This window comes from Micromonospora citrea, from assembly GCF_900090315.1.
In the GTDB taxonomy this organism is placed as follows: Bacteria; Actinomycetota; Actinomycetes; order Mycobacteriales; family Micromonosporaceae; genus Micromonospora; species Micromonospora citrea.
Genome location: NZ_FMHZ01000002.1, coordinates 306,637 through 326,519, shown reverse-complemented (window position 1 = coordinate 326,519; position 19,883 = coordinate 306,637). Strand labels below are relative to the sequence as shown.

General features: G+C 70.1%; 18 protein-coding genes and 1 pseudogene. 14 read left to right on the top strand and 5 right to left on the bottom strand.

Annotated features, from left to right (window positions below; all coding sequences use genetic code 11):
- Positions 1 to 87: 87 nt before the first annotated feature.
- Complete coding sequence (locus GA0070606_RS01780) at positions 88 to 807, top strand: MarR family transcriptional regulator (RefSeq protein ID WP_091094747.1); 720 nt, start codon at positions 88 to 90, stop codon at positions 805 to 807.
- 107 nt (positions 808 to 914) lie between these two features.
- Here GA0070606_RS01780 and GA0070606_RS01775 read toward each other — a convergent pair whose 3' ends face one another.
- On the bottom strand, positions 915 to 1,304 hold the full coding sequence (locus tag GA0070606_RS01775) for a nuclear transport factor 2 family protein (RefSeq protein WP_091094746.1): 390 nt from the start codon (positions 1,302 to 1,304) through the stop codon (positions 915 to 917).
- A gap of 80 nt (positions 1,305 to 1,384) precedes the next feature.
- Here GA0070606_RS01775 and GA0070606_RS01770 point away from each other — a divergent pair, with 80 nt between their 5' ends.
- The 3 genes and pseudogenes from GA0070606_RS01770 to GA0070606_RS33100 all read left to right on the top strand — a co-directional run.
- Entirely contained in the window at positions 1,385 to 2,152 is a 768-nt protein-coding gene (locus GA0070606_RS01770; RefSeq protein WP_218106127.1) for a helix-turn-helix domain-containing protein, read from the top strand.
- Between the two features lie 181 nt (positions 2,153 to 2,333).
- On the top strand, positions 2,334 to 2,831 hold the full coding sequence (locus GA0070606_RS01765; RefSeq protein WP_141721501.1) for a nuclear transport factor 2 family protein: 498 nt from the start codon (positions 2,334 to 2,336) through the stop codon (positions 2,829 to 2,831).
- Between the two features lie 73 nt (positions 2,832 to 2,904).
- Positions 2,905 to 3,144: pseudogene (locus GA0070606_RS33100) on the top strand (transposase family protein); the annotation flags it as partial.
- Between the two features lie 219 nt (positions 3,145 to 3,363).
- Here GA0070606_RS33100 and GA0070606_RS01755 read toward each other — a convergent pair.
- The gene (locus tag GA0070606_RS01755) at positions 3,364 to 4,260 is read right to left on the bottom strand and encodes a LysR family transcriptional regulator (protein WP_091094743.1); all 897 of its coding nucleotides are present in this window, start codon (positions 4,258 to 4,260) and stop codon (positions 3,364 to 3,366) included.
- Positions 4,261 to 4,381: 121 nt separating this feature from the next.
- Between GA0070606_RS01755 and GA0070606_RS01750 the strand changes: the two genes are divergently transcribed.
- Together GA0070606_RS01750 and GA0070606_RS01745 are read left to right on the top strand one after the other, a co-directional pair.
- Complete coding sequence (locus GA0070606_RS01750; protein ID WP_091094742.1) at positions 4,382 to 4,891, top strand: nuclear transport factor 2 family protein; 510 nt, start codon at positions 4,382 to 4,384, stop codon at positions 4,889 to 4,891.
- A gap of 51 nt (positions 4,892 to 4,942) precedes the next feature.
- Positions 4,943 to 6,247: an FAD-binding oxidoreductase gene (locus GA0070606_RS01745; RefSeq protein WP_091094741.1), complete on the top strand. Its 1,305-nt coding sequence runs from the start codon at positions 4,943 to 4,945 to the stop codon at positions 6,245 to 6,247.
- A 43-nt stretch (positions 6,248 to 6,290) separates the two neighbouring features.
- On the opposite strand, the gene GA0070606_RS01740 is transcribed toward GA0070606_RS01745, so the two are convergent.
- Together GA0070606_RS01740 and GA0070606_RS01735 are read right to left on the bottom strand one after the other, a co-directional pair.
- Positions 6,291 to 7,577 carry an IS256 family transposase gene (locus tag GA0070606_RS01740; RefSeq protein ID WP_091094740.1) on the bottom strand — a complete coding sequence of 429 codons (1,287 nt, stop codon included), beginning with the start codon at positions 7,575 to 7,577 and terminating at the stop codon, positions 6,291 to 6,293.
- 192 nt (positions 7,578 to 7,769) lie between these two features.
- Positions 7,770 to 9,245 carry a glycoside hydrolase family 10 protein gene (locus GA0070606_RS01735; RefSeq protein WP_091094739.1) on the bottom strand — a complete coding sequence of 492 codons (1,476 nt, stop codon included), beginning with the start codon at positions 9,243 to 9,245 and terminating at the stop codon, positions 7,770 to 7,772.
- Between the two features lie 267 nt (positions 9,246 to 9,512).
- Here GA0070606_RS01735 and araB point away from each other — a divergent pair, with 267 nt between their 5' ends.
- The 8 genes from araB to GA0070606_RS01695 all read left to right on the top strand — a co-directional run bounded on the left by araB (position 9,513) and on the right by GA0070606_RS01695 (position 19,408).
- Entirely contained in the window at positions 9,513 to 11,198 is a 1,686-nt protein-coding gene (araB, locus tag GA0070606_RS01730; protein WP_091107141.1) for a ribulokinase, read from the top strand.
- Positions 11,195 to 11,872 (top strand): L-ribulose-5-phosphate 4-epimerase, encoded by a 678-nt coding sequence (locus GA0070606_RS01725; RefSeq protein WP_176737190.1) that lies wholly within the window; start codon positions 11,195 to 11,197, stop codon positions 11,870 to 11,872. The genes araB and GA0070606_RS01725 overlap by 4 nt, the downstream gene beginning before the upstream one ends.
- Before the next feature lie 126 nt (positions 11,873 to 11,998).
- Positions 11,999 to 12,991 carry an ABC transporter substrate-binding protein gene (locus GA0070606_RS01720; protein ID WP_091094738.1) on the top strand — a complete coding sequence of 331 codons (993 nt, stop codon included), beginning with the start codon at positions 11,999 to 12,001 and terminating at the stop codon, positions 12,989 to 12,991.
- A gap of 89 nt (positions 12,992 to 13,080) precedes the next feature.
- Positions 13,081 to 14,610, top strand: a complete 1,530-nt coding sequence (locus GA0070606_RS01715) for a sugar ABC transporter ATP-binding protein (protein WP_091094737.1) — start codon at positions 13,081 to 13,083, stop codon at positions 14,608 to 14,610.
- A gap of 3 nt (positions 14,611 to 14,613) precedes the next feature.
- Positions 14,614 to 15,684 (top strand): ABC transporter permease, encoded by a 1,071-nt coding sequence (locus GA0070606_RS01710; protein ID WP_091094736.1) that lies wholly within the window; start codon positions 14,614 to 14,616, stop codon positions 15,682 to 15,684.
- Positions 15,681 to 16,673, top strand: coding sequence for a galactofuranose ABC transporter, permease protein YjfF (gene yjfF / locus GA0070606_RS01705; protein ID WP_091094735.1), 993 nt, complete (start codon positions 15,681 to 15,683; stop codon positions 16,671 to 16,673). Before GA0070606_RS01710 ends, yjfF begins: the two co-directional genes overlap by 4 nt.
- A 25-nt stretch (positions 16,674 to 16,698) precedes the next feature.
- A complete protein-coding gene (gene araA, locus GA0070606_RS01700) occupies positions 16,699 to 18,201 on the top strand; it encodes an L-arabinose isomerase (RefSeq protein ID WP_091094734.1) in 1,503 nt (500 codons plus the stop codon).
- Between the two features lie 217 nt (positions 18,202 to 18,418).
- Positions 18,419 to 19,408 (top strand): LacI family DNA-binding transcriptional regulator, encoded by a 990-nt coding sequence (locus GA0070606_RS01695; RefSeq protein ID WP_218105933.1) that lies wholly within the window; start codon positions 18,419 to 18,421, stop codon positions 19,406 to 19,408.
- Positions 19,409 to 19,709: 301 nt separating this feature from the next.
- On the opposite strand, the gene GA0070606_RS33095 is transcribed toward GA0070606_RS01695, so the two are convergent.
- Complete coding sequence (locus tag GA0070606_RS33095; RefSeq protein WP_245725011.1) at positions 19,710 to 19,880, bottom strand: hypothetical protein; 171 nt, start codon at positions 19,878 to 19,880, stop codon at positions 19,710 to 19,712.
- Positions 19,881 to 19,883 lie beyond the last annotated feature (3 nt).

The following is a 19,883-nucleotide window of genomic DNA, read 5'->3' as shown; positions in this document are numbered from 1 at the left end:
GACACCGCCGCCGAACGCAATGACGGATATCTGGCGTTGCATTGAGCTGGCACCGAACGCAACAATGCCGAGAAGGAGGTCATCCCCATGCCGACAGGTAGACTTACCCGTGAGGACCGGCAGTACACCGCGGCCCGGCTCGCCGAAGGCACTCCCTACGCGGAGATCGCCCGACACCTGGACCGGCCCACGTCCACGATCAGCCGCGAGGTGAACCGTAACGGCGGACCCCGCCGCTACCGATCCGAACTGGCCCAGCGAGCCACCGCCATGCGCGCCCGGCGCCGGCCCGCACCCGGTGCGGCAGCCGTCCCGCCAGGCCCCGCCTCCAACGACGGACGCGACCCGCAGGCCGTGCGCGGCGTCCGGGAGGAGCTCACCGCCATGATCGCCCACACCGGACTGCCGCCGATGGCCGCCCGGGTCCTCACCGAGCTCTTCACGACTGACACGGGCCGGCTCACCGCCGTCGAACTGACCGACCGGCTGCGGGTCAGCTCGGCCTCGATCTCCAAGGCCGTCACCGACCTCGAACGACAGGGCCTGCTGCGCCGCGATCGCCCCCCGCGGCAGCGCCGCGACCACTACGTGATCGACGACGACGTGTGGATCCGGGCCTGGATGGCCAGCGTCAGGATGAACCTGCTGCTCGCCGCCACCACCCGCCGGGCCGCCGCGATCCTCGGACCCGGCACCCCCGCCGGCGGCCGCCTCCACGACGCCAGCCAGTTCCTCGAACACATCATGGACGACATGACCCGGGCCGCTGAACGCTGGAGCAGGTTCCTCCAGCCGGACGTCCGATAAGGCCGACGGTCGCGCTCGGGCGCCGCGCGCGACGGGTCGGCGTGGGCAGTCGGGCGCGGCCGGACCGGGGAGACGGTTGCTCGGCATCGCAGGTGGCTTCCGCATGGTCAGTGCTCAGCAGGTTGCCACCACGCCAGGTTGGCGGCCACTCGGCCCACCGGCTCGATGATCTCCCACGCCTCGGCGATCAGCCCGTCGTCGATCCGCCATATGTCGACGACCGCGATCTCTGGTCCTGCGTCGGGAAGCCAGCGTCGCGAGTACACCACGACGTGATCGCCCTCGGCCAAGACCTGATGGAGCTCGACCTGCATGCCGGCGAGCGGTACCAGCGCGGCGCGAACGGCGGCGAGCCACTCGACCTTGGTCGATGTGGTTGTGCCCGGCCTGTGGTGGACGAAGTCATCGCTCAGGAATGGTGCGAGCGCGTCGACGTCGCCCGTGTCGATCAGCCCTGCCAGCGCTCGTTGGACGATGCTCTTGTTCTCCGTGGTCATGAAGGCAGTGTTTCCGTGGCAGCTTCAGCTGTCGATGAACTCGGATTTCATGGCGTTCAGCGCAACGATGCGTACACTGCCTGATCGTGCATACGGTTGGGGAACTGCTGCGGCAGTGGCGGCAATGCCGGGGACTCAGCCAGCTGGACCTTGCGATCGCTGCAGACGTGTCGGCTCGTCACGTAAGCCTGGTCGAGACGGGTAAATCCAAGCCGAGCGCCGACATGATCCTCCGACTCGCAGATCGGCTCCACGTGCCGCTACGTGATCGCAACCGACTCCTGCTCGCCGGGGGTTTCGCACCCCGCTACGCCGAGCGTCCGCTCGGCGACAATGCGCTGTCGGTCGTCCACGATGCGATCCGCAGGGTGCTCCGCGCTCATGAGCCGTATCCGGCGCTGGTCTTTGATCGCCGGTGGAACATCGTGATGACCAATCGCGCTGTCGACCCGTTCTTCGCGCAGGTGGCTCCCGACCTGCTGCGGCCGCCCGTCAACCTGGTGCGGCTGGGACTGGACCCGCGCGGGTTCGCTCGCCTGGTCGTCAACCTCGCCGATGTGCGCGCGGTGTTCCGCACCCGGATCTCACGCCAGCTCGCCACTGCTCCCGATCCTGAACTCACCGTGCTCTACGAAGAACTGCTGGCGCCCGAACCCGACGACTCGTCGAGCCAACCGGTCGACACCGACGTCGTGATCCCGATGATCCTTCGCATCGGCGGACGAGAGTTGCGGCTGTTCTCGACGATCACTACATTCGGCACCCCGATGGACATCACGATCGATGAGGTCGCGATCGAGTCCTACTACCCGGCAGACGCGGAGAGCGCCGCCTACTTCACGGAGTAGTGCATTGTCATGCGCCCACCGCGAGTGTTCGGCCGCCTACATGACCTTGGGCTGGAACCTGAGCCCTGCGTCAGCCTCCGCTATCCACATGCCTCGAAGTGCCAACGGGGCACCCTGCTGCGTGTCCTGGTGATTGCCGCGGCCGGAATACCGTGCAGCTCACTATGAAAAGGACGTGATCATGACTACTGGCCGGCGAGTTCCTCGGCGTGCCGCCCTGGCTCTGTCGGGCGGTGCCGTGCTCGGCGCGGCGATGGCGCCTGCTTCCGCAGGTGCCGACGCTGGAGGCCAGCGGCGGCGCTCCATCGCCACCGCCGAGGCGCTGTATCGGGCCCTCACCGCCAAAGACCTCGACGCCTTCGCCGCCGTATGGGCACCCGACGCGATCTCGCGGATGCCCGTGACCCCGCCCGGCGAGATCCACGGTCGCGACGGCATCGTCGAAGGCATCGGATTCTTCTTCATGGTCGTCGGCGAGGTCAGGATGACCTGGCAGATCCGGCCGCTGCTGAATCCCCACGAGGTCGTGTCCACATGGACGATGGAAGCACCGTTGCTCGCCGGTGGCGTCTACCGCAACCGAGGGGCGCAGATCATGCGTATCCACGGCGACCAGATCGTCGACAACACCGAGTTCCTCGACACCGCAGCCTTCCTGAAGGCCTTCGGCCAGCACTGAACCGCCGCCGGATGGCGCCTGGTGCGGATCATCATGGCTCTTCGAGGCCGAGCGGGGTTCGGGAACGGAGCCGCTGCTGGGTCTGGACAGCCTGGTGGTGGAGCGGGTCGAGCCGGACGCCGAGGGCGTGCCGGTGGTGGGTCTGTCCACAAGTGATGAGCAGGCGCGATGCTGCCCGCAGTGCGGACAGCGGACGGTCCGGGTGAAGCAGTGGGCCACGACCTGGCCGCGGGACCTGCCGGTCGGCGGCCGGCCGGTACGGCTGCGGTGGCGCGATAGGCGCTGGTACTGCCCGACGACCACCTGTCCGCGCGGGGCCGACGACCTGGCCGTGGAGGCCGGCCGGGTGGGCCGCCGGACAGCCGGCTGGCCGTGGTCGCCTGAGAGAGCGCGGGGTAACCCGGTGACTACTTCTGGTTGAGTTCGTCCGCGGAGGGGCCGAGGCCGTGCCCGATGAGCCGGCGAACGGCCAGCAGGCTTCGCAACGCCCGCCACCGATGTCAGCCCGACGCTTACCGCCAGCCGCGTCCTCCTATCGGCCTTCGCGCACGAGCGTGTGGCCGGCCTCCGCGAAGGCGCGGACGCGGGCGGTGGCGCCGTCGGCGCGCCACAGCAGGCCCCACTGCAGGGGCTGCGCGTCGCGGAGGTGCACATACGCGACGTCGGGGCGGGCGTAGTAGCGCCTGGCGTTGGCGCCGACAGGGAAGGCGCCGAGACCGGCGCCGACGTGTGTGAGGATCTCGTGGAACGTCGCGGCGGAGAGCCCGGCCCTGATGGGTCGCCCGGCCGGGGTGGCGTGCGGCGTGCGGTCGGCGCGCAGGGACTGCGGCAGCGTGTCGGGCAGTTGCAGCATGTCGACCTCGGCCAGGTCTTCGACCGAGACGGCGTCGCGACGGGCGAAGGGATGCCCGACCGGTACGGCCAGGAACCGCGCCTCGGACACCAGGACCGGACCCGCGACGATGCCCGGCTCGTCCACGGGCAGGGTGGCCAGGGCCAGATCGACCTCGCCGCCGCGCAGCCAGGGCATCAGCTCGCCCAGCTGCGCCTCGCGGATCTGGATCTGGCACTCCGGGTGGCGCCGCCGGAACACCTCGGTGATGCCGACCAGCAACTGACCGCCGGCGGCGCCGGTGAAGCAGACCCGCAGGGTTCCGGTGAATCCTCGGCCGGCCTCGACAGCTCGGTCGACTGCGGCGGCGATCTGGTTCCACGCCGGTCGGAGATCCTCGTAGAGAGCGCGCCCGACCCGGGACAGCTCGACCCGTCGGCTGGTCCGGTCGAACAACGCGACGCCGACCTGCCGCTCCAACTTGCGGATGGTCTGGCTGACTCTCGGGGTGGAGACCCGTAACCGTTCGGCGGCGCGGCCGAAGTGCAGCTCCTCGGCGACGGCGAGAAACGCTTCCAGTTCGTGCCGCTCCAGCATCCCCGTCTCCCTGCATCGTTAATCGCAGCTTCATGATCGTGGCACACCTCGGCATTGTTCGGCGTCCGGGGCGACCGCAGGGTGGAGGGACCGAACCCCGAGCAGATCCGCGGGAGCAACCATGTACGTCACCGACACTCACGCCCTGGCCGTCGACGCCGACGACGGCGAGGCGGTCGTGCGGGAGTTACGGGACCGCGCCGAGATCCTCGACGCTCTCTACCGCCTCGGCCTCGGCCAGGACCTCAAGGACCGGGAGTTGTTCGGGTCGGCCCTCACGCCCGACGCCGAACTGGATTTCCGCCCGGCGGCCGCGAAATGGGGAGCCCAGCCGCCGCTGATGGCCGGACGGGACACCATCGTGACCATGATCCTCGACATGTTCGTGGGACGCGTCGACACCACCCACCAGGTCACCAACCCCCGCGTCGTCGTCGACGGCGACACGGCGCGATTGACCGCGCTGGTCGAGGCCCAGCACCTGCTCATCGCCGACCGCAGCACGTTCGCGTTGCTGAAGAACCGGTACGACGTCGACCTCGTGCGGGACGGCGACCGCTGGCTCATCCGTCGGCTGCGCGTCGACAACGCCTGGTTCACCGGGGACCCCGGTGCGATCTTCGCGGCCTGACCCGCGCGGTCGGCGTCGCCCCCTGAAACCACGAGAAGAAGAAGGAACCCCGTGAACGCTCTGCACGCTCTGCGCTCCGTCGTCCGTGGCCAGGTGTGGCTGCCCGGCGAGCCCACCTTCGACGCCGCCCGTCGGCCCTGGAACCTCGCCATCGACCAGCAGGTCGACGCCGTGGTCGAGGCCACCGACACCGCCGACGTCGTCGCGCTCGTCCGCCACGCCCGCGCCGCCGGACTTCGCATCACCACCCAACCCAACGGACACGGCGCCACCGGCCGCACCGCCGGCACGATCCTGCTGCGCACCCGAAGCCTGGACACCCTCCAGATCAACCCCGCCACCCGCCGCGCCCGCGTCGGCGCGGGCGTACCGTCCGGCCTGCTCCAAGCGGCCGCCGCACCCCACGGCCTGACCGGCCTGCCCGGCAGCTCACCCGTGGTCAGCGTCACCGGCGTCGCCCTCGGCGGCGGACTGAGCTGGTTCGGCCGCGCACACGGCTGGGTCGCCGACAACGTCACCGCCTTCGACATCGTCGACGCCCACGGCCACCACCGACACGTCACCACCGACACCGACCCCGACCTGTACTGGGCACTACGCGGCGGCGGCGGCAGCTTCGCCATCGTCACCGCCCTCGAACTCGCCCTGCACCCCGCACCCCACCTCTACGGCGGCAGAATCCTCTGGCCCGCCCAACACGCCCCGGCCGTGATGGACACCTACCGCACCATCACCGCCACCGCACCCGACGAACTGACCGTCTGGCTCGACCTCCTCCACTTCCCCGGCGCCGACCCCATGGTCGCCATCGACACCACCTACCTCGGCCACCCGAACCAGGCCCACGAACTCCTCAGCCCGCTGGACCGCCTACCCACACCACTGTCCGACACCCGCAAACCCATCACCCCCGCCGAACTCGGCGCCATCACCGCCGAACCCACAGAACCCGCCGCAGGCCTGTCCCACACCGAACTCCTCACCACCCTCGACGACCAAGCCGTCACGACACTGCTCGAAAACCCCATCGCACCCCTGCTCAGCGCACAACTACGACACCTCGGCGGCGCACTCGCCCACCCCTCCGACAGCCCACACGGCCCCCTCACCGAGCCCTACGCCCTCTACATGTTCGGCCTACCCACCGACCCCACCCGCGCACAAGCCGTCACCACCAAACAACGCACCCTCGCCGACGCACTACCCACCAGCGGCCGCAAACCCCTCACCCTCCTCAACCCCACCGAAACCATCGCCGACGCCTTCACCCCCGACGTGATCAACCGCCTCCGCGACATCAAACACCGCCACGACCCACACGACACCTTCCGCGCCAACTTCCCCGTGACCGGCTGACGCGGAGGGGCTGTCTCGCCAACGGTGTTTCCGGCGATCTTGGTTAGTAGGTTTCAGCGGCTGGGAAGCGGTCGCTGAAGGTGATGGCGAAGGCGTTCAACGCGGGTTTCCAGCGCATCGTCCATCGGGCTCTGCCTGCTCCGGTGGGGTCCAGGGACCGGGTCACCAGGTACAGACACTTCAACGCGGCCTGCTCGTTCGGGAAGTGGCCGCGGGCCTTGATCGCTCGCCGGTAGCGGGCGTTGAGGGACTCGATCGCGTTGGTCGAGCAGATCACCGTGCGGATCTCGACGTCGTAGTCGAGGAACGGAATGAACTCCGTCCAGGCGTTGTCCCACAACCGGATCACCGCCGGATACCGGCCGCCCCACTTGTCGGCCAGGTCGTCGAACGCCGCCCTGGCGGCGGTGGCGTTGACCGCGGTGTAGATCGGCTTGATGTCACGCTTCAACTCGTCCCAGTACTTGCGGGAGGTCAACCGGAACGTGTTGCGGATCAGATGAATCACGCACGTCTGCACCACCGTCTGCGGCCACACGTTCGTGACCACCTCGGGCAGCCCTTTCAGCCCGTCGCAGACGAGGAAGAACACGTCCTTGACGCCGCGGTTGCGCAGGTCGGTCAGTACACTCATCCAGAACTTCGCGCCCTCACCACCTGTGCCGGCCCACAGCCCGAGGATGTCCTTCTCGCCGTCGAGAGAGACGCCGATCGCGGCGTAGAACGGCCGGTTCGCCACCTGCCCGTCCCTAACCTTGACCACGATGGCGTCGATGAACACCGCCGCGTAAATGGCGTCCAAGGGCCGGTGGGACCAGTCGGTCATCTCCTCGATGACCTTGTCGGTGATCCGGGAGATCGTCTCCTTCGACACCGACGCTCCATAGATCTCAGCGAAGTGCGCCGAGATCTCCCCGGTCGTCAATCCCTTGGCATACAACGACAACACCACCTCGTCGACCCCCGACAGGCGCCGCTGCCGCTTGCGGACGATCTGAGGATCGAACGTGCCGGCCCGGTCCCGTGGCACGTTGATCTGCACCGGCCCGCTGGTGTCGGTCAGCACCGTCTTCGGCCGGCTGCCGTTACGGATGTTGCCCGACCCCGCACCGGCCGCATCGTGCTTGGCGTAGCCGAGATGCTCGGTCATCTCCTCGTTCAACGCGGTCTCCAGGACCGTCTTGGTCAACTGCTTCAACAGACCGTCCGGCCCGGTCAACGACAGGCCCTGTTCCTTGGCCGCCCGAACGAGCTCGGCAGCGGCCTGCTCCTCCGCAGACGGCTCAGGCCGCTTCTTCCGTCCGGTCACGTCGTTCAGTGTCGCGGTCATCACGGCACCCTCCTCACCAGGCACAACGCCCGGTGGGTCAGGCCGGAAACACCGTTAGATCCACAGACCCGACGCGGAAATCCCGTTCACGAGTGCGCGTCGTCGGGGCGACACCCGCCGGCACAGCGGCTCCGGCCCGGCGGCGATCCCGCCGGGCCGGAGCCGTCGCCGAGCCGGACTGTGCGCGGCATGTCAGCCGGTGCGGACGAGTTGCCACTGCTGGTTGGCACCGTTCCAGTCGGCGTACTGCACGATGTTGGCGCCGTCGGTCGTGGCGGCGCCCTGCACCTCCACGGCCTTGCCGCTGTGCCGGCTGACCAGGCGGACGTAGCCGCCGGAGTCGGCGATGCGGAACTGCTGATTGGTCCCGTTGTGGTCGCTCCACTGGACGATGGCGCCACCGTCGGCGGTCGACCAGTTGTACACGTCGAGGACCTTGCCCGAGTGCCGGGACCTCAGCCGGTGGTAGCCGCCGCCGGAGTCGACGAACTGCCACTGTTGGTTCGCCCCGTCGTGCCGGGTCCACTGGGTGATCCGTGCGCCGTCGGTGGTGGCCGACGCGTACAGGTCCAGCGCCTTTCCACTGTTCCGGTTCACCAGCACGTACCAGGCGTTGGGGTCGATCGGCCCGGGGTCGCCGGGGCCGCCGGCATTGAGGGCGTCCAGGGTGGCGGTGTACGCGGGTTTCCTGGTGCCGTTGGCGTCAAAGAGCAGCGGATTGTCGTCCCGCCAGGAGTCGCTGTCCCGGATTCCCCAGACGGTGATTCCGGTGCAGCGGGCGACGGCCAGGCAGGCCCGGGTGACGGCGGCGTAGATGTTGGCCTGGTTGGCGCCCTGCGCGACGTCGAGTTCGGTGATCTGGACTTCGACGCCGAGGTCGGCGAAGCGCTGCAGGTTGGCCTGGTAGTCGCCGGGCAGGGTGGTGCCAAGATGCGACTGGAACCCGACGCAGTCGATGGGTACGCCACGGGCCTTGAAGTCGCGGACCATGTTGTAGACGGCGGTCGACTTCGCGTTGATGCCGTCGGTGTTGTAGTCGTTGTAGCAGAGCCTGGCGCCGGGGTCGGCGGCGCGGGCTGCGCGGAAGGCGGCGTCGATCCAGTCGTTGCCGGTGCGCTGGAGGTTGGAGTCGCGCCGGGCGCCGTTGCCCCCGTCGGCGAAGGCCTCGTTCACCACGTCCCAAGAGTGGATCCTGCCCCGGTAGTAGCTCGCCACCCGGGTGACGTGGTTGATCGCGGCGTTGCGGAGCGCGCCGCCGGAGAGGTTCTGGGCCCATCCCGGCTGCTGGGCGTGCCACAGCAGGGTGTGCCCGCGCACCGACATGCCGCGGGACCGGGCGTGGTTGACGATCCGGTCGCCGTTGCCGAAGGTGAAGACGCCCTGTTGGGGCTCGGTGGCGTCCCACTTCATCTCGTTCTCGGCGACGACCGAGTTGAACTCGCGGTCGAGGATGGTGACGTACTGGCTGTCGGAGAGGCGGTGCGCAGCGACCGCGGCGCCGAAGTAGCGGCCCTTCTCGGCGGCCGAAGCCCCGAGTGTCGTGCCGGCGGTGGCGGGGCCGGCCTGGGCGAACAGGGTGGCGGACAGGGTCGCGGCGGAGAGCAGCGCGAGGAGCGCGCGCCTCGGTCGAGACCGCCGGTGCCGGGGCGGTCGGGCTGGTGGTGTCACGGTGGCTCCCGGTGTCGTGGTGAACGGTCGGGCTTCGCGTGTCAGCGCGTCCCGGGTGCTGGCCGGCCGACGGTGGGATGTCCCTGGGCTGGCGTGGGAGCGCTAACATAGATGGACGTAACGGTGCCAGAACCCGTCGCCTTCATCAAGGGCTTCCCGTCGTCGGGCCCGAGACGGAGGCCCGCCATCCGTCTTCTGTGGCCCGCGTCTTGACGATCCTCGATGTGAGCGTTAACACTGGGGTTCCGCAGTCGAGCGGAGGTGGTCATGAGCGTTGTGGACGGTGCCGACGAGCGGTACGTGGTCGGAGTCGACTTCGGCACCCTCTCCGGTCGGGCCCTGGTGGTCCGGGTCAGCGACGGCGCGGAACTCGGGACCGCCGTGCACGCGTACCGCCACGGAGTCATCGAGTCCGCGCTGCCCGACGACGGGCCGGCGCTGCCCCCCGACTGGGCGCTGCAGGACCCGGAGGACTACCGGGCCGTCCTGCGCCATGCCGTACCGGCCGCGCTGGCCGCCGCCGGCGTCGCACCGTCCCAGGTCGTCGGCATCGGCACCGACTTCACCGCCTGCACCGTCCTGCCGACCCTCGCCGACGGCACCCCGTTGTGCGAGATCCCGGAACTGCGCCACCGGCCGCACGCCTGGGTCAAGCTGTGGAAGCACCACGCCGCCCAGCCGCAGGCCGACCGGATCAACGCGCTGGCCCACGAGCGGCGCGAGCCGTGGATCGGCCGGTACGGCGGCAGGATCTCCGCCGAGTGGCAGTTCGCCAAGGGCCTGCAGATCCTCGAGGAGGACCCGGAAACCTACCGGCGCGCCGATCGCCTCATCGAGGCGGCCGACTGGATCGTGTGGCAGCTCTGCGGCACCGAGACCCGCAACGTCTGCACCGCCGGCTACAAGGGCATCCGGCAGGACGGCCGGTACCCGTCGGGGGAGTACCTGAGCGCGCTCAACCCGGCCTTCGCAGACTTCGTGACCAAGCTGGACGGCCCGCTGCTGCCCCTGGGCGGCCGCGCCGGCGGCCTCAGCGCCCGGGCCGCCGCCTGGACCGGGCTGCCGGAGGGCATCGCCGTCGCGGTCGGCAACGTCGACGCGCACGTGACGGCCGCCGCCGCCCAGGCCCTGGACCCCGGCCGACTGGTCGCGATCATGGGCACCTCCACGTGCCACGTCCTCAACGGCGACCATCCCGCCGAGGTGCCCGGCATGTGCGGTGTCGTCGACGGCGGCATCAGCCCCGGCGCCTGGGGCTACGAGGCCGGCCAGAGCGGTGTCGGCGACATCTTCGGCTGGTTCGTCACCCACGCGGCGCCCGTCGGCGTGGACTCGCACGAACGGCTGACCGAGTTGGCCGCCGCCCAGCCCGTCGGCGCGCACGGCCTGGTGGCGTTGGACTGGTGGAACGGCAACCGCTCCCTGCTGGTCAACCACGACCTCAGCGGCCTGATCGTGGGAATGACGCTGGCCACCCGACCGCAGGACGTCTACCGGGCGCTGCTCGAGTCCACCGCGTTCGGCACCCGGATGATCATCGAGGCGATCGTCGGCGCCGGGGTGCCGGTCACCGACCTGGTGGTGGCCGGCGGTCTCACCTCGAACCGGCTGCTGATGCAGATCTACGCCGACGTCACCGACCGCCCGCTGAGCGTCATCGGCTCCACCCAGGCACCCGCGCTCGGGTCGGCCATCCACGCGGCGGTCGCCGCCGGGGCCTACCCGTCGATACACGAGGCGTCGGCGGCGATGGGCCGGGTGCACGAGGCGGTCCACCGGCCGGATCCGGACAACGTGCGCGCCTACGACGCCCACTACGCCGAGTACCGCGCGCTGCACGACCACTTCGGTCGCGGCGGCGACGACGTCATGCTCCGCCTGCGGGCAATCCGTAACGCCGCGCTCGACGCGGCCGCGGCGCGGGCCGACACGCTTCTGGAGGTGGCCGGATGACCAGCGACGTGGCCCGACAGGTGGCCGCGCTGCGGCGCACCGTCGCGCGCCTGCACGGCGAGCTCACCCGGTACGACCTGGTGGCCTGGACCGCCGGCAACGTCTCCGCCCGGGTCCCCGGCCAGAACCTGATGGTCATCAAGCCCAGCGGCGTCGACTACGACGACCTGACGGCGGACAGCATGGTGGTCTGCGACCTCAACGGCAACGTCGTCGACGGGACCGGATCCCCGTCCAGCGACACCGCCGCCCACGCCTACGTCTACCGGGCGATGCCGGAGGTCGGCGGCGTCGTCCACACGCACAGCGGATACGCCACCGCCTGGGCGGCCCGGGGCGAGGGCATCCCGTGCTGGCTGACCGCCCAGGCCGACGAGTTCGGCGGGGAGATCCCGGTCGGACCGTTCGCGTTGATCGGCGGGGACGCCATCGGCAAGGGAATCGTCAGCACCCTGTCGGGGCACCGATCGCCCGCCGTGCTCATGCGCAACCACGGCGTCTTCACCATCGGCGCGGACGCCCGCGCCGCCGTCAAGGCGGCGGTGATGTGCGAGGACGTCGCCCGCACCGCGCACCTGGCCCGCAGCCTGGGCCAACCGGTCCCGATCGCACCGAACGACATCGACTCGCTCCACGACCGCTACCAGAACGTCTACGGGCAACGCCCGGGCTGAGCACCACGCGAACGTCCTGGCCGACGCCGCTCGTCCGGCACGCCGGTCTCGCATCACCCCCACCACCTCAGCCGGGCCGGGTGCCCCCCGGACCCGGTCCGGCTCGCCCAATCCCGAGGAGAAACGATGAGAATCAGGAGAACGACGCGCACCCTCGTCGCGGCCCTCGCCACCGTGCTGCTCGCGAGCAGCGTCGCGGCCTGCGGCAACAGCGACACCGGCGGCGACCCCGGCGGCGACGAGACGATGACGCTGGGCTTCTCCCAGGTCGGCGCGGAGAGCGGATGGCGGACGGCGAACACCACCTCGATCAAGGAGGCCGCGGCCGAGGCGGGGATCGAGCTGAAGTTCGACGACGCCCAGCAGAAGCAGGAGAACCAGATCAAGGCGATCCGGAACTTCATCCAGCAGAAGGTCGACGTGATCGCCTTCTCGCCGGTGGTGGAGTCCGGCTGGGACACCGTCCTCAAGGAGGCCAAGGACGCGGGGATCCCGGTGATCCTCACCGACCGCGCCGTGGACTCCGCCGACAAGTCGCTCTACAAGACGTTCCTCGGGTCGGACTTCGTCAAGGAGGGCCGCCTGGCCGGCGAGTGGCTGGTGCAGAACACCGCGTCGGCGACCGGGCCGGTGAACATCGTCGAACTGCAGGGCACGACCGGCTCCGCGCCCGCGAACGACCGCAAGAAGGGCTTCGCCGAGGCGATCGCGGCCAACCCCAACCTCAAGATCGTCGCCTCCCAGTCGGGTGACTTCACCCGGGCCGGCGGCAAACAGGTGATGGAACAGTTCCTCAAGGCCAACCCGGACATCGACGTGCTCTTCGCACACAACGACGACATGGGCCTGGGCGCGCTCGAAGCGATCACCGCAGCCGGCAGGACACCCGGCAAGGACATCCTCATCATCACCATCGACGCGGTGCGGGACGGCATGCAGGCCCTCGCGGACGGCAGGTTCAACTTCATCGCCGAGTGCAGCCCGCTGCTCGGGCCACAGCTCATGGAGCTGGCGAAGAAGGTCCACGCCGGTGAGGAGGTGCCGGCCCGCATCGAGACCCAGGAGACCACCTTCACGCAGCAGCAGGCCAAGGAGGCACTGCCCAACCGCAGGTACTGACCGACGCCGGGGTCGCCGTCGATTCCGGCGGCGACCCCGACACACCGCGCGTTTCCGTGCCGACACCGCCGAAGAGAAGGTGTGATGGGATGACGGGTAGCCGTCCGGTCCTGACCATGACGGGGATCAGCAAGGCCTTCCCCGGGGTCCGCGCGCTCCACGACGTCGACTTCCGGCTCTTCCCGGGTGAGGTCCACGCCCTGATGGGCGAGAACGGCGCCGGCAAGTCGACCCTCATCAAGGTGCTGACGGGCGTGCACCACATCGACGAGGGCACCGTCACCCTCGCCGGTGACCAGACCGCCTTCACCAGCCCGATGCAGGCCGCCGCCGCCGGCGTCAGCACCGTCTACCAGGAGGTCAACCTCTGCACCAACCTGTCGGTGGCGGAGAACGTCTTCATCGGCCGGGAGCCGCGGCGGTTCGGCGCCGTCCGCTGGGGTGAGGTGCGCCGGCGGGCGCGGGAACTCCTGGCCCGCCTCGACCTCGACATCGACGTCTCCGCGCCCCTGGGGTCGTATTCGCTCGCCGTGCAGCAGATGATCGCCATCGCCCGGTCGATCGACGTGCGGGCGCGGGTGCTCATCCTCGACGAACCCACGTCCAGTCTGGACGCCGGCGAGGTCGCGCAGCTGTTCCGGATCATGCGGCAACTGCGCGACGAAGGCATCGCGATCCTGTTCGTCACCCACTTCCTCGACCAGGCGTACGGGATCGCCGACCGGATCACCGTGCTCCGCAACGGCACGCTCGTGGGGGAGTACCGCACCGAGGAGCTGCCGCAACTGAGCCTCGTCGAGAAGATGATCGGCAAGGAACTCGACGTCCTGGCGCGCCTCGACCGACAGCCCAGGCGGCCGGTCGCCGCCCGGTCGTCGGGAACCCCGCTGGTGGAGACGTCGGATCTGGGCCGCAAGGGCGCCGTCGCTCCGTTCAGCCTGCGCATCCACCCCGGCGAGGTGGTCGGGCTGGCCGGCCTGCTCGGCTCGGGCCGTACCGAGGTGGCGCGGCTGCTGTTCGGCGCCGACCGCGCCGACGACGGCCACGTGACGATCGACGGCAGCCGCACGCCCCTGCGGACCCCGGTGCAGGCCATCGGCCGCGGCATCGGATTCTGCTCGGAGAACCGGCGGGCGGAGGGCATCGTGCCCGAGCTGACGGTCCGCGAGAACATGATCCTCGCGATGCAGGCCGCGCGGGGCTGGGCGCGGCCCGTCCCGCGCCGCCGTCAGGACGAGCTGGTCGAGAGGTACGTCAACGCCCTGGGCATCCGGCCGGCCGGTCCCGACGTGCCGGTGCGCAACCTCTCCGGCGGCAACCAGCAGAAGGTGCTGCTGGCCCGGTGGCTGATCACCGAACCGCGGCTGCTGATCCTCGACGAGCCCACCCGGGGCATCGACATCGGCGCCAAGGCCGAGATCCAGAAGCTCGTGGTGGAGCTCTCCGACGGGGGCACGGCCGTGCTGTTCATCTCCGCCGAGCTGGAGGAAGTGCTGCGGCTGAGCCATCGGGTCGCCGTCATGCGCGACCGGACGATGGTCGCCCAGCTCGACAACGACGACACCCTCGACGCCGAGCGCGTCATGCGGACCATCGCCGACGGAACCGGGAGGAGGTGAACGATGAGCACCGCCACCCACCGCCTCCGCCGGCTGACCAGCCACCGGCTGTTCTGGCCCGCTCTCGTGCTCGTCCTCATGATCGTCGCCAACACGATCCACCGGCCCGGATTCCTCGCGGTCGAGGTCAACGACGGGCGCCTCTACGGCACACCGATCGACATCCTGCGGCTGAGCGCGCCGTTGATCCTCGTCGCCCTCGGCATGACCCTCGTCATCGCCACCGGCGGGATCGACCTGTCCGTCGGCTCGGTCTGCGCCGTCAGCGGCGCCGTCGTCTGTCTCCACATCGGCCGGTCACCCGACCAGAACAGCCTCTCCACCGTGCTCACCGCGCTCGCCCTGGCCCTCGGTGCCGCGCTCGTGCTCGGCATGTGGAACGGGGTGCTGGTCGCCGTCGTCGGCATCCAGCCCATCATCGCCACGCTGATCCTGATGGTGGCGGGCCGAGGGCTCGCCCAGCTGATCACCGAGGGACAGATCATAACGATCAACTCCGGCCCGTACCGGGCGATCGGGCTCGGGCACCTCCTGACGCTGCCGCTTGCGATCTTCATAGCGCTCGCTGCGGCCCTGGTCGTCGCCGCGCTCACCCGCCGCACCGCCCTCGGGCTGATCGTCGAGTCCGTCGGCGGCAACGCCGAGGCCAGCAGACTGGCCGGCATCCGCTCGCGCCGCGTCATCTTCCTGGTGTACGTGGTCAGCGCCGCCTGCGCCGCGCTCGCCGGTTTCATGATCACCGCGAACGTGTCCAGCGCCGACGGCAACGCCGCCGGGCTCTGGATCGAACTCGACGCGATCCTCGCGGTGGCCATCGGCGGCACGTCCCTCGCCGGCGGACGGTTCTTCCTCGGCGGCACGGTCCTCGGCGCGCTGATCATCCAGACCCTCACCACCACGGTGTACGCCATGAACATCTCGCCGCAGACGTCCCTGCTGTTCAAGGCGGTCGTCGTCATCGCCGTCTGCCTCATCCAGTCGCCCGGGTTCCGCGCCCGGTTCCACCACCGCCGCCGACGAGCCGCACCCGGTCCGGCGGCACCGCACCGGAAGAAGGAGCAGGTGCCGGCATGAGCGGCAGCTCCCTGGCCACCGCCCGCGCCTGGCGACCCACGCTGCCCCGCCGGCACCTCCCGGTCCTGGTCACCCTCGCCCTGCTGCTGGTCATGTACGGCATCGGCGTGTCCCAGTACCGGGCGTTCTCCAACGTCCAGGTCGTTCTCAACGTCTTCATCGACAACGGATTCCTGCTCGTCGTCGCCGTCGGCATGACCTTCGTGATCCTCACCGGCGGCATCGACCTGTCCGTCGGCTCGGTGGTGGCCATGACCGCGATGGTGTCGGCCGCCCTGCTCCAGGACGGGTTGCCCGCGGCACTGGTGCTCGTCATCGCGCTGCTGATCGGCCCGGCGCTCGGGTTCCTGATGGGCTGCGCGATCCATTTCTTCGACATCCAGCCGTTCATCGTCACGCTCGCCGGAATGTTCTTCGCCCGGGGCATGTGCACGTTCATCAGTGACGCGTCCATCCCCATCACCGACGGCTTCTGGACAGCCATGTCGCAGAAGCGAATCGGCGACCCTGCCGGGAACTTCGTGTCGATCAGCGTGCTGATCGCGTTCGCGGTGGTGCTGGCCGCCGCGTACCTGCTGGCGTACACCCGCTTCGGCCGCACCGTGTACGCCGTCGGCGGCAACTCCCACTCCGCGCTGCTGATGGGCCTGCCGGTCGGGCGCACCCGGATCGCCGTCTACACGGTCAGCGGGCTGTGCTCGGCCATCGGCGGGATCCTGCTGTCGTTCTACACGCTCTCCGGCGCCCCGCTGATCGCCGTCGGCATGGAACTCGACGTGATCGCGGCCGTCGTCATCGGGGGCGCCGTCCTCACCGGCGGGTCCGGCTACGTCTTCGGCACCGTGCTCGGCGTCCTGGTGCTGGGTGTCATCCAGACCCTGATCACGTTCGACGGCAGCCTCAACTCCTGGTGGACCAGGATCGTGATCGGCGGGTTGCTCTTCGCCTTCATCCTTCTCCAGCGCCTCATCGGCATCCGCTTCAAGTGACCGCCCCTACCGGGAAGGCAACAGCATGGCAAGACACCCCCAGCCCGAGGTCTGGTTCCTCACCGGTAGCCAGGGCCTGTACGGCGAGGAGACCCTCCGGCAGGTCGCCGACCAGTCCCGGCAGATCGCCGCCCAGCTCGACGCGTCCCCGGACATTCCCGTCCGGGTGGTCTGGAAGCCGGTCCTCACCTCCAGCACCGACATCCTCGCGGCGTGCCGGGACGCGGCCACGCGGGGAGCGGTCGGGGTGATCGCCTGGATGCACACCTTCTCCCCGGCGAAGATGTGGATCGCCGGACTGGACGCCCTGCGGACGCCGTTACTGCACCTGCACACCCAGGCGAACGTCCTGCTGCCGTGGAACGACATCGACATGGACTTCATGAACCTCAACCAGGCCGCCCACGGCGACCGCGAGTTCGGCTACATCCAGACCCGGCTCGGCATCGCCCGCAAGACCGTCGCCGGCCACGTCACCGACCCCCGGGTCGTCGGACGCATCGGTGCCTGGGCCCGCGCCGCCATCGGCTGGTCGGCGGTGCGATCGCTGCGGCTCGCCCGGTTCGGCGACAACATGCGCGACGTCGCCGTGACCGACGGCGACAAGGTCGAGGCGGAGCTGCGCTTCGGGGTGTCGGTCAACACCTACGGCGTCAACGACCTCGTGGCGGTGGTCGACGACGTCGGCGAGGCGCAGGTCGACGAGCTGGTCAAGGAGTACGACGACACCTACCGGGTCGACCCTCAGCTGCGGCCCGGCGGAGCGCGGCACGGGTCCCTGCGGTACGCCGCGCGTTTGGAGACCGGCCTGCGCACGTTCCTGGACGAGGGCGGCTTCCGGGCGTTCACCACCAACTTCGAGGACCTCGGTGGCCTGCGTCAACTCCCCGGGATCGCCGTGCAGCGCCTGATGGCCGACGGATACGGCTTCGGCGGCGAGGGCGACTGGAAGACCGCCGTCCTGGTACGGCTGCTCAAGGCGGCGGCGGTCGGTGTCGACGGTGGCACCTCCTTCATGGAGGACTACACCTACGACCTCACCCCGGGCCAGGAACTGGTCCTCGGCGCGCACATGCTCGAGGTCTGCCCGAGCATCGCCGCCGACGTGCCGGACGTGGAGATCCATCCGCTCGGCATCGGAGGCCGGGAGGACCCGGTACGGCTGGTCTTCGACGCCGCGGCGGGCCCCGCCGTGGTGCTGGGCATGGCGGACATGGGGGAGCGGTTCCGGCTGGTGGCCAACGTCGTCGACGTCGTGCCGCCGCCGCACCCGCTGCGCCGGCTGCCGGTGGCCCGGGCGGTCTGGCGGCCCCGTCCGCACCTGCCCGGCTCGGCGGAGGCGTGGATCACCGCCGGCGCTCCGCACCACACGGTGCTCTCGCAGGCGGTGGGCGTCGAGGAACTGCGCGACCTGGCGGAGATGAGCCGGACCGAACTGCTGATCATCGACGCCGACACCGACCCGAGCCGCTTCGCCGACGAGCTGCGGTGGAACCAGGCCTACTACCGCCTCGCCCGAGGCTTCTGACCCGGGGCCGTCCGACGGGTGCACTCGACCGGCGGGCTCGGCCGCGCCTGGCCACCACGGCACTGCCGTAGACTGTCGGCGATCCGGCGCCGGCCACTTGAAGAGACCACGGCGGCGGCTGCCCGGACGTTTCGTCCCCTCCAGGCCGCCTTCGTCGACCACTGGCGCGGTCGTCGAGGGCAGACGGGAGAGTGAGGTGGCCATGCGCGGTCCTGCGATGACGGACGTGGCTCGCCTCGCCGGCGTCTCCCACCAGACGGTGTCCCGTGTGCTCAACGGGCATCCCAACGTGCGCGAGCAGACCCGGCTGCGGGTCCAGGCGGCGATCGCCGAACTCGGCTACCGGCCGAACCGGGCGGCCCGCGCACTGGTTACCGGCCGGTCGCAGGTGATCGGCGTGGTCGCCCAGAACACCACCCTCTACGGCCCGGCGTCGCTGCTGGCCGCCCTTGAGCAGGAGGCCGCGGAGGCCGGCTTCGCTGTCAGCGTCGGCAGCGTCCGCGACCTGGACCATCAGTCGATCGCGGCGGCGGTGGAGCGGCACCTGACGCACCGGGTCGCCGGCATCGTGGTGATCGCGCCGGTCGAGTCGGCGGGGGAGGCCCTGGAACGGCTACCCAAGGACGTTCCGCTGGTCACCGTCGACGGCGACCCGCGTCGGCCGGTGCCGCTGGTGACGGTCGACCAGGTGGCCGGGGCCCGCATGGCCACCCAGCACCTGCTCGACGCCGGGCACCGCACCGTGTGGCACGTGTCGGGGCCACCGGACTGGTTCGACAGCGCCGGCCGGATCGAGGGATGGCGGCAGGCGTTGCGGGCGGCCGGTGCGGAGATCCCACCGCTGGTGCCGGCGGACTGGTCCGCGGCGGCCGGCTACCGGTGCGGGCAGATGCTGGCCCGGATGCCGGAGGTCACCGCGGTCTTCACGGCCAACGACCACCTGGCGCTCGGTGTGCTGCGCGCCCTGCACGAGCACGGCCGGCGGGTGCCGGACGACATGAGCGTGGTCGGTTTCGACGACGTGCCGGAGGCGGCCTTCTTCATCCCGCCGCTGAGCACCGTGCGACCCGACTTCGCCGCGGTCGCTCGGGCAAGTCTGGACCTGCTGCTCGCCCAGATCGACACGAACGCCACCGACCCCGGCCGGCACACCATCGCCCCGACGCTGATACCCCGCCGCAGCGTCGCCGGCCCCCCACACCGCTGAACCGGCGTCATCGGGGCCGGCCGTCTCTACCGGCCCGGGTGTCGGCCGGGCCACCGGCCGACGAGCCTCCCGACGGGCAGCGGGACGCCACCGGCCGGTGAAACCCAACTTGACTGGCGGCCTGTTATCGCTCACAGTCGATGGCTAAGGGCAACGACGTCTGCGGACTACCGGGCAGCCCGCTTCGTCATCTCGGATCAGGTGCACCGCACAGCCAGTGCGCGCATTGTTAGCGCTAACATCGAGCCGGGCCTCGCTCGCGCGTCACGGTGCACCCGTCGTCGAAGATCGTTTGGGTCCGTCACTTGAGGAGGATCATGTTTGCCTTCCGTAGGTCCGCATCGCTCGCGCCGCCGTCACGGCGGCGTGCCTGGTTGCCGCGTGTCGTCGCCGCCGGTGTGACGGCGGTCGTGGTCGGTGTCGCCGCGGCGGCGGTGGTGTCGACGCCGGCCACCGCGGCGACAGTCGACACGAA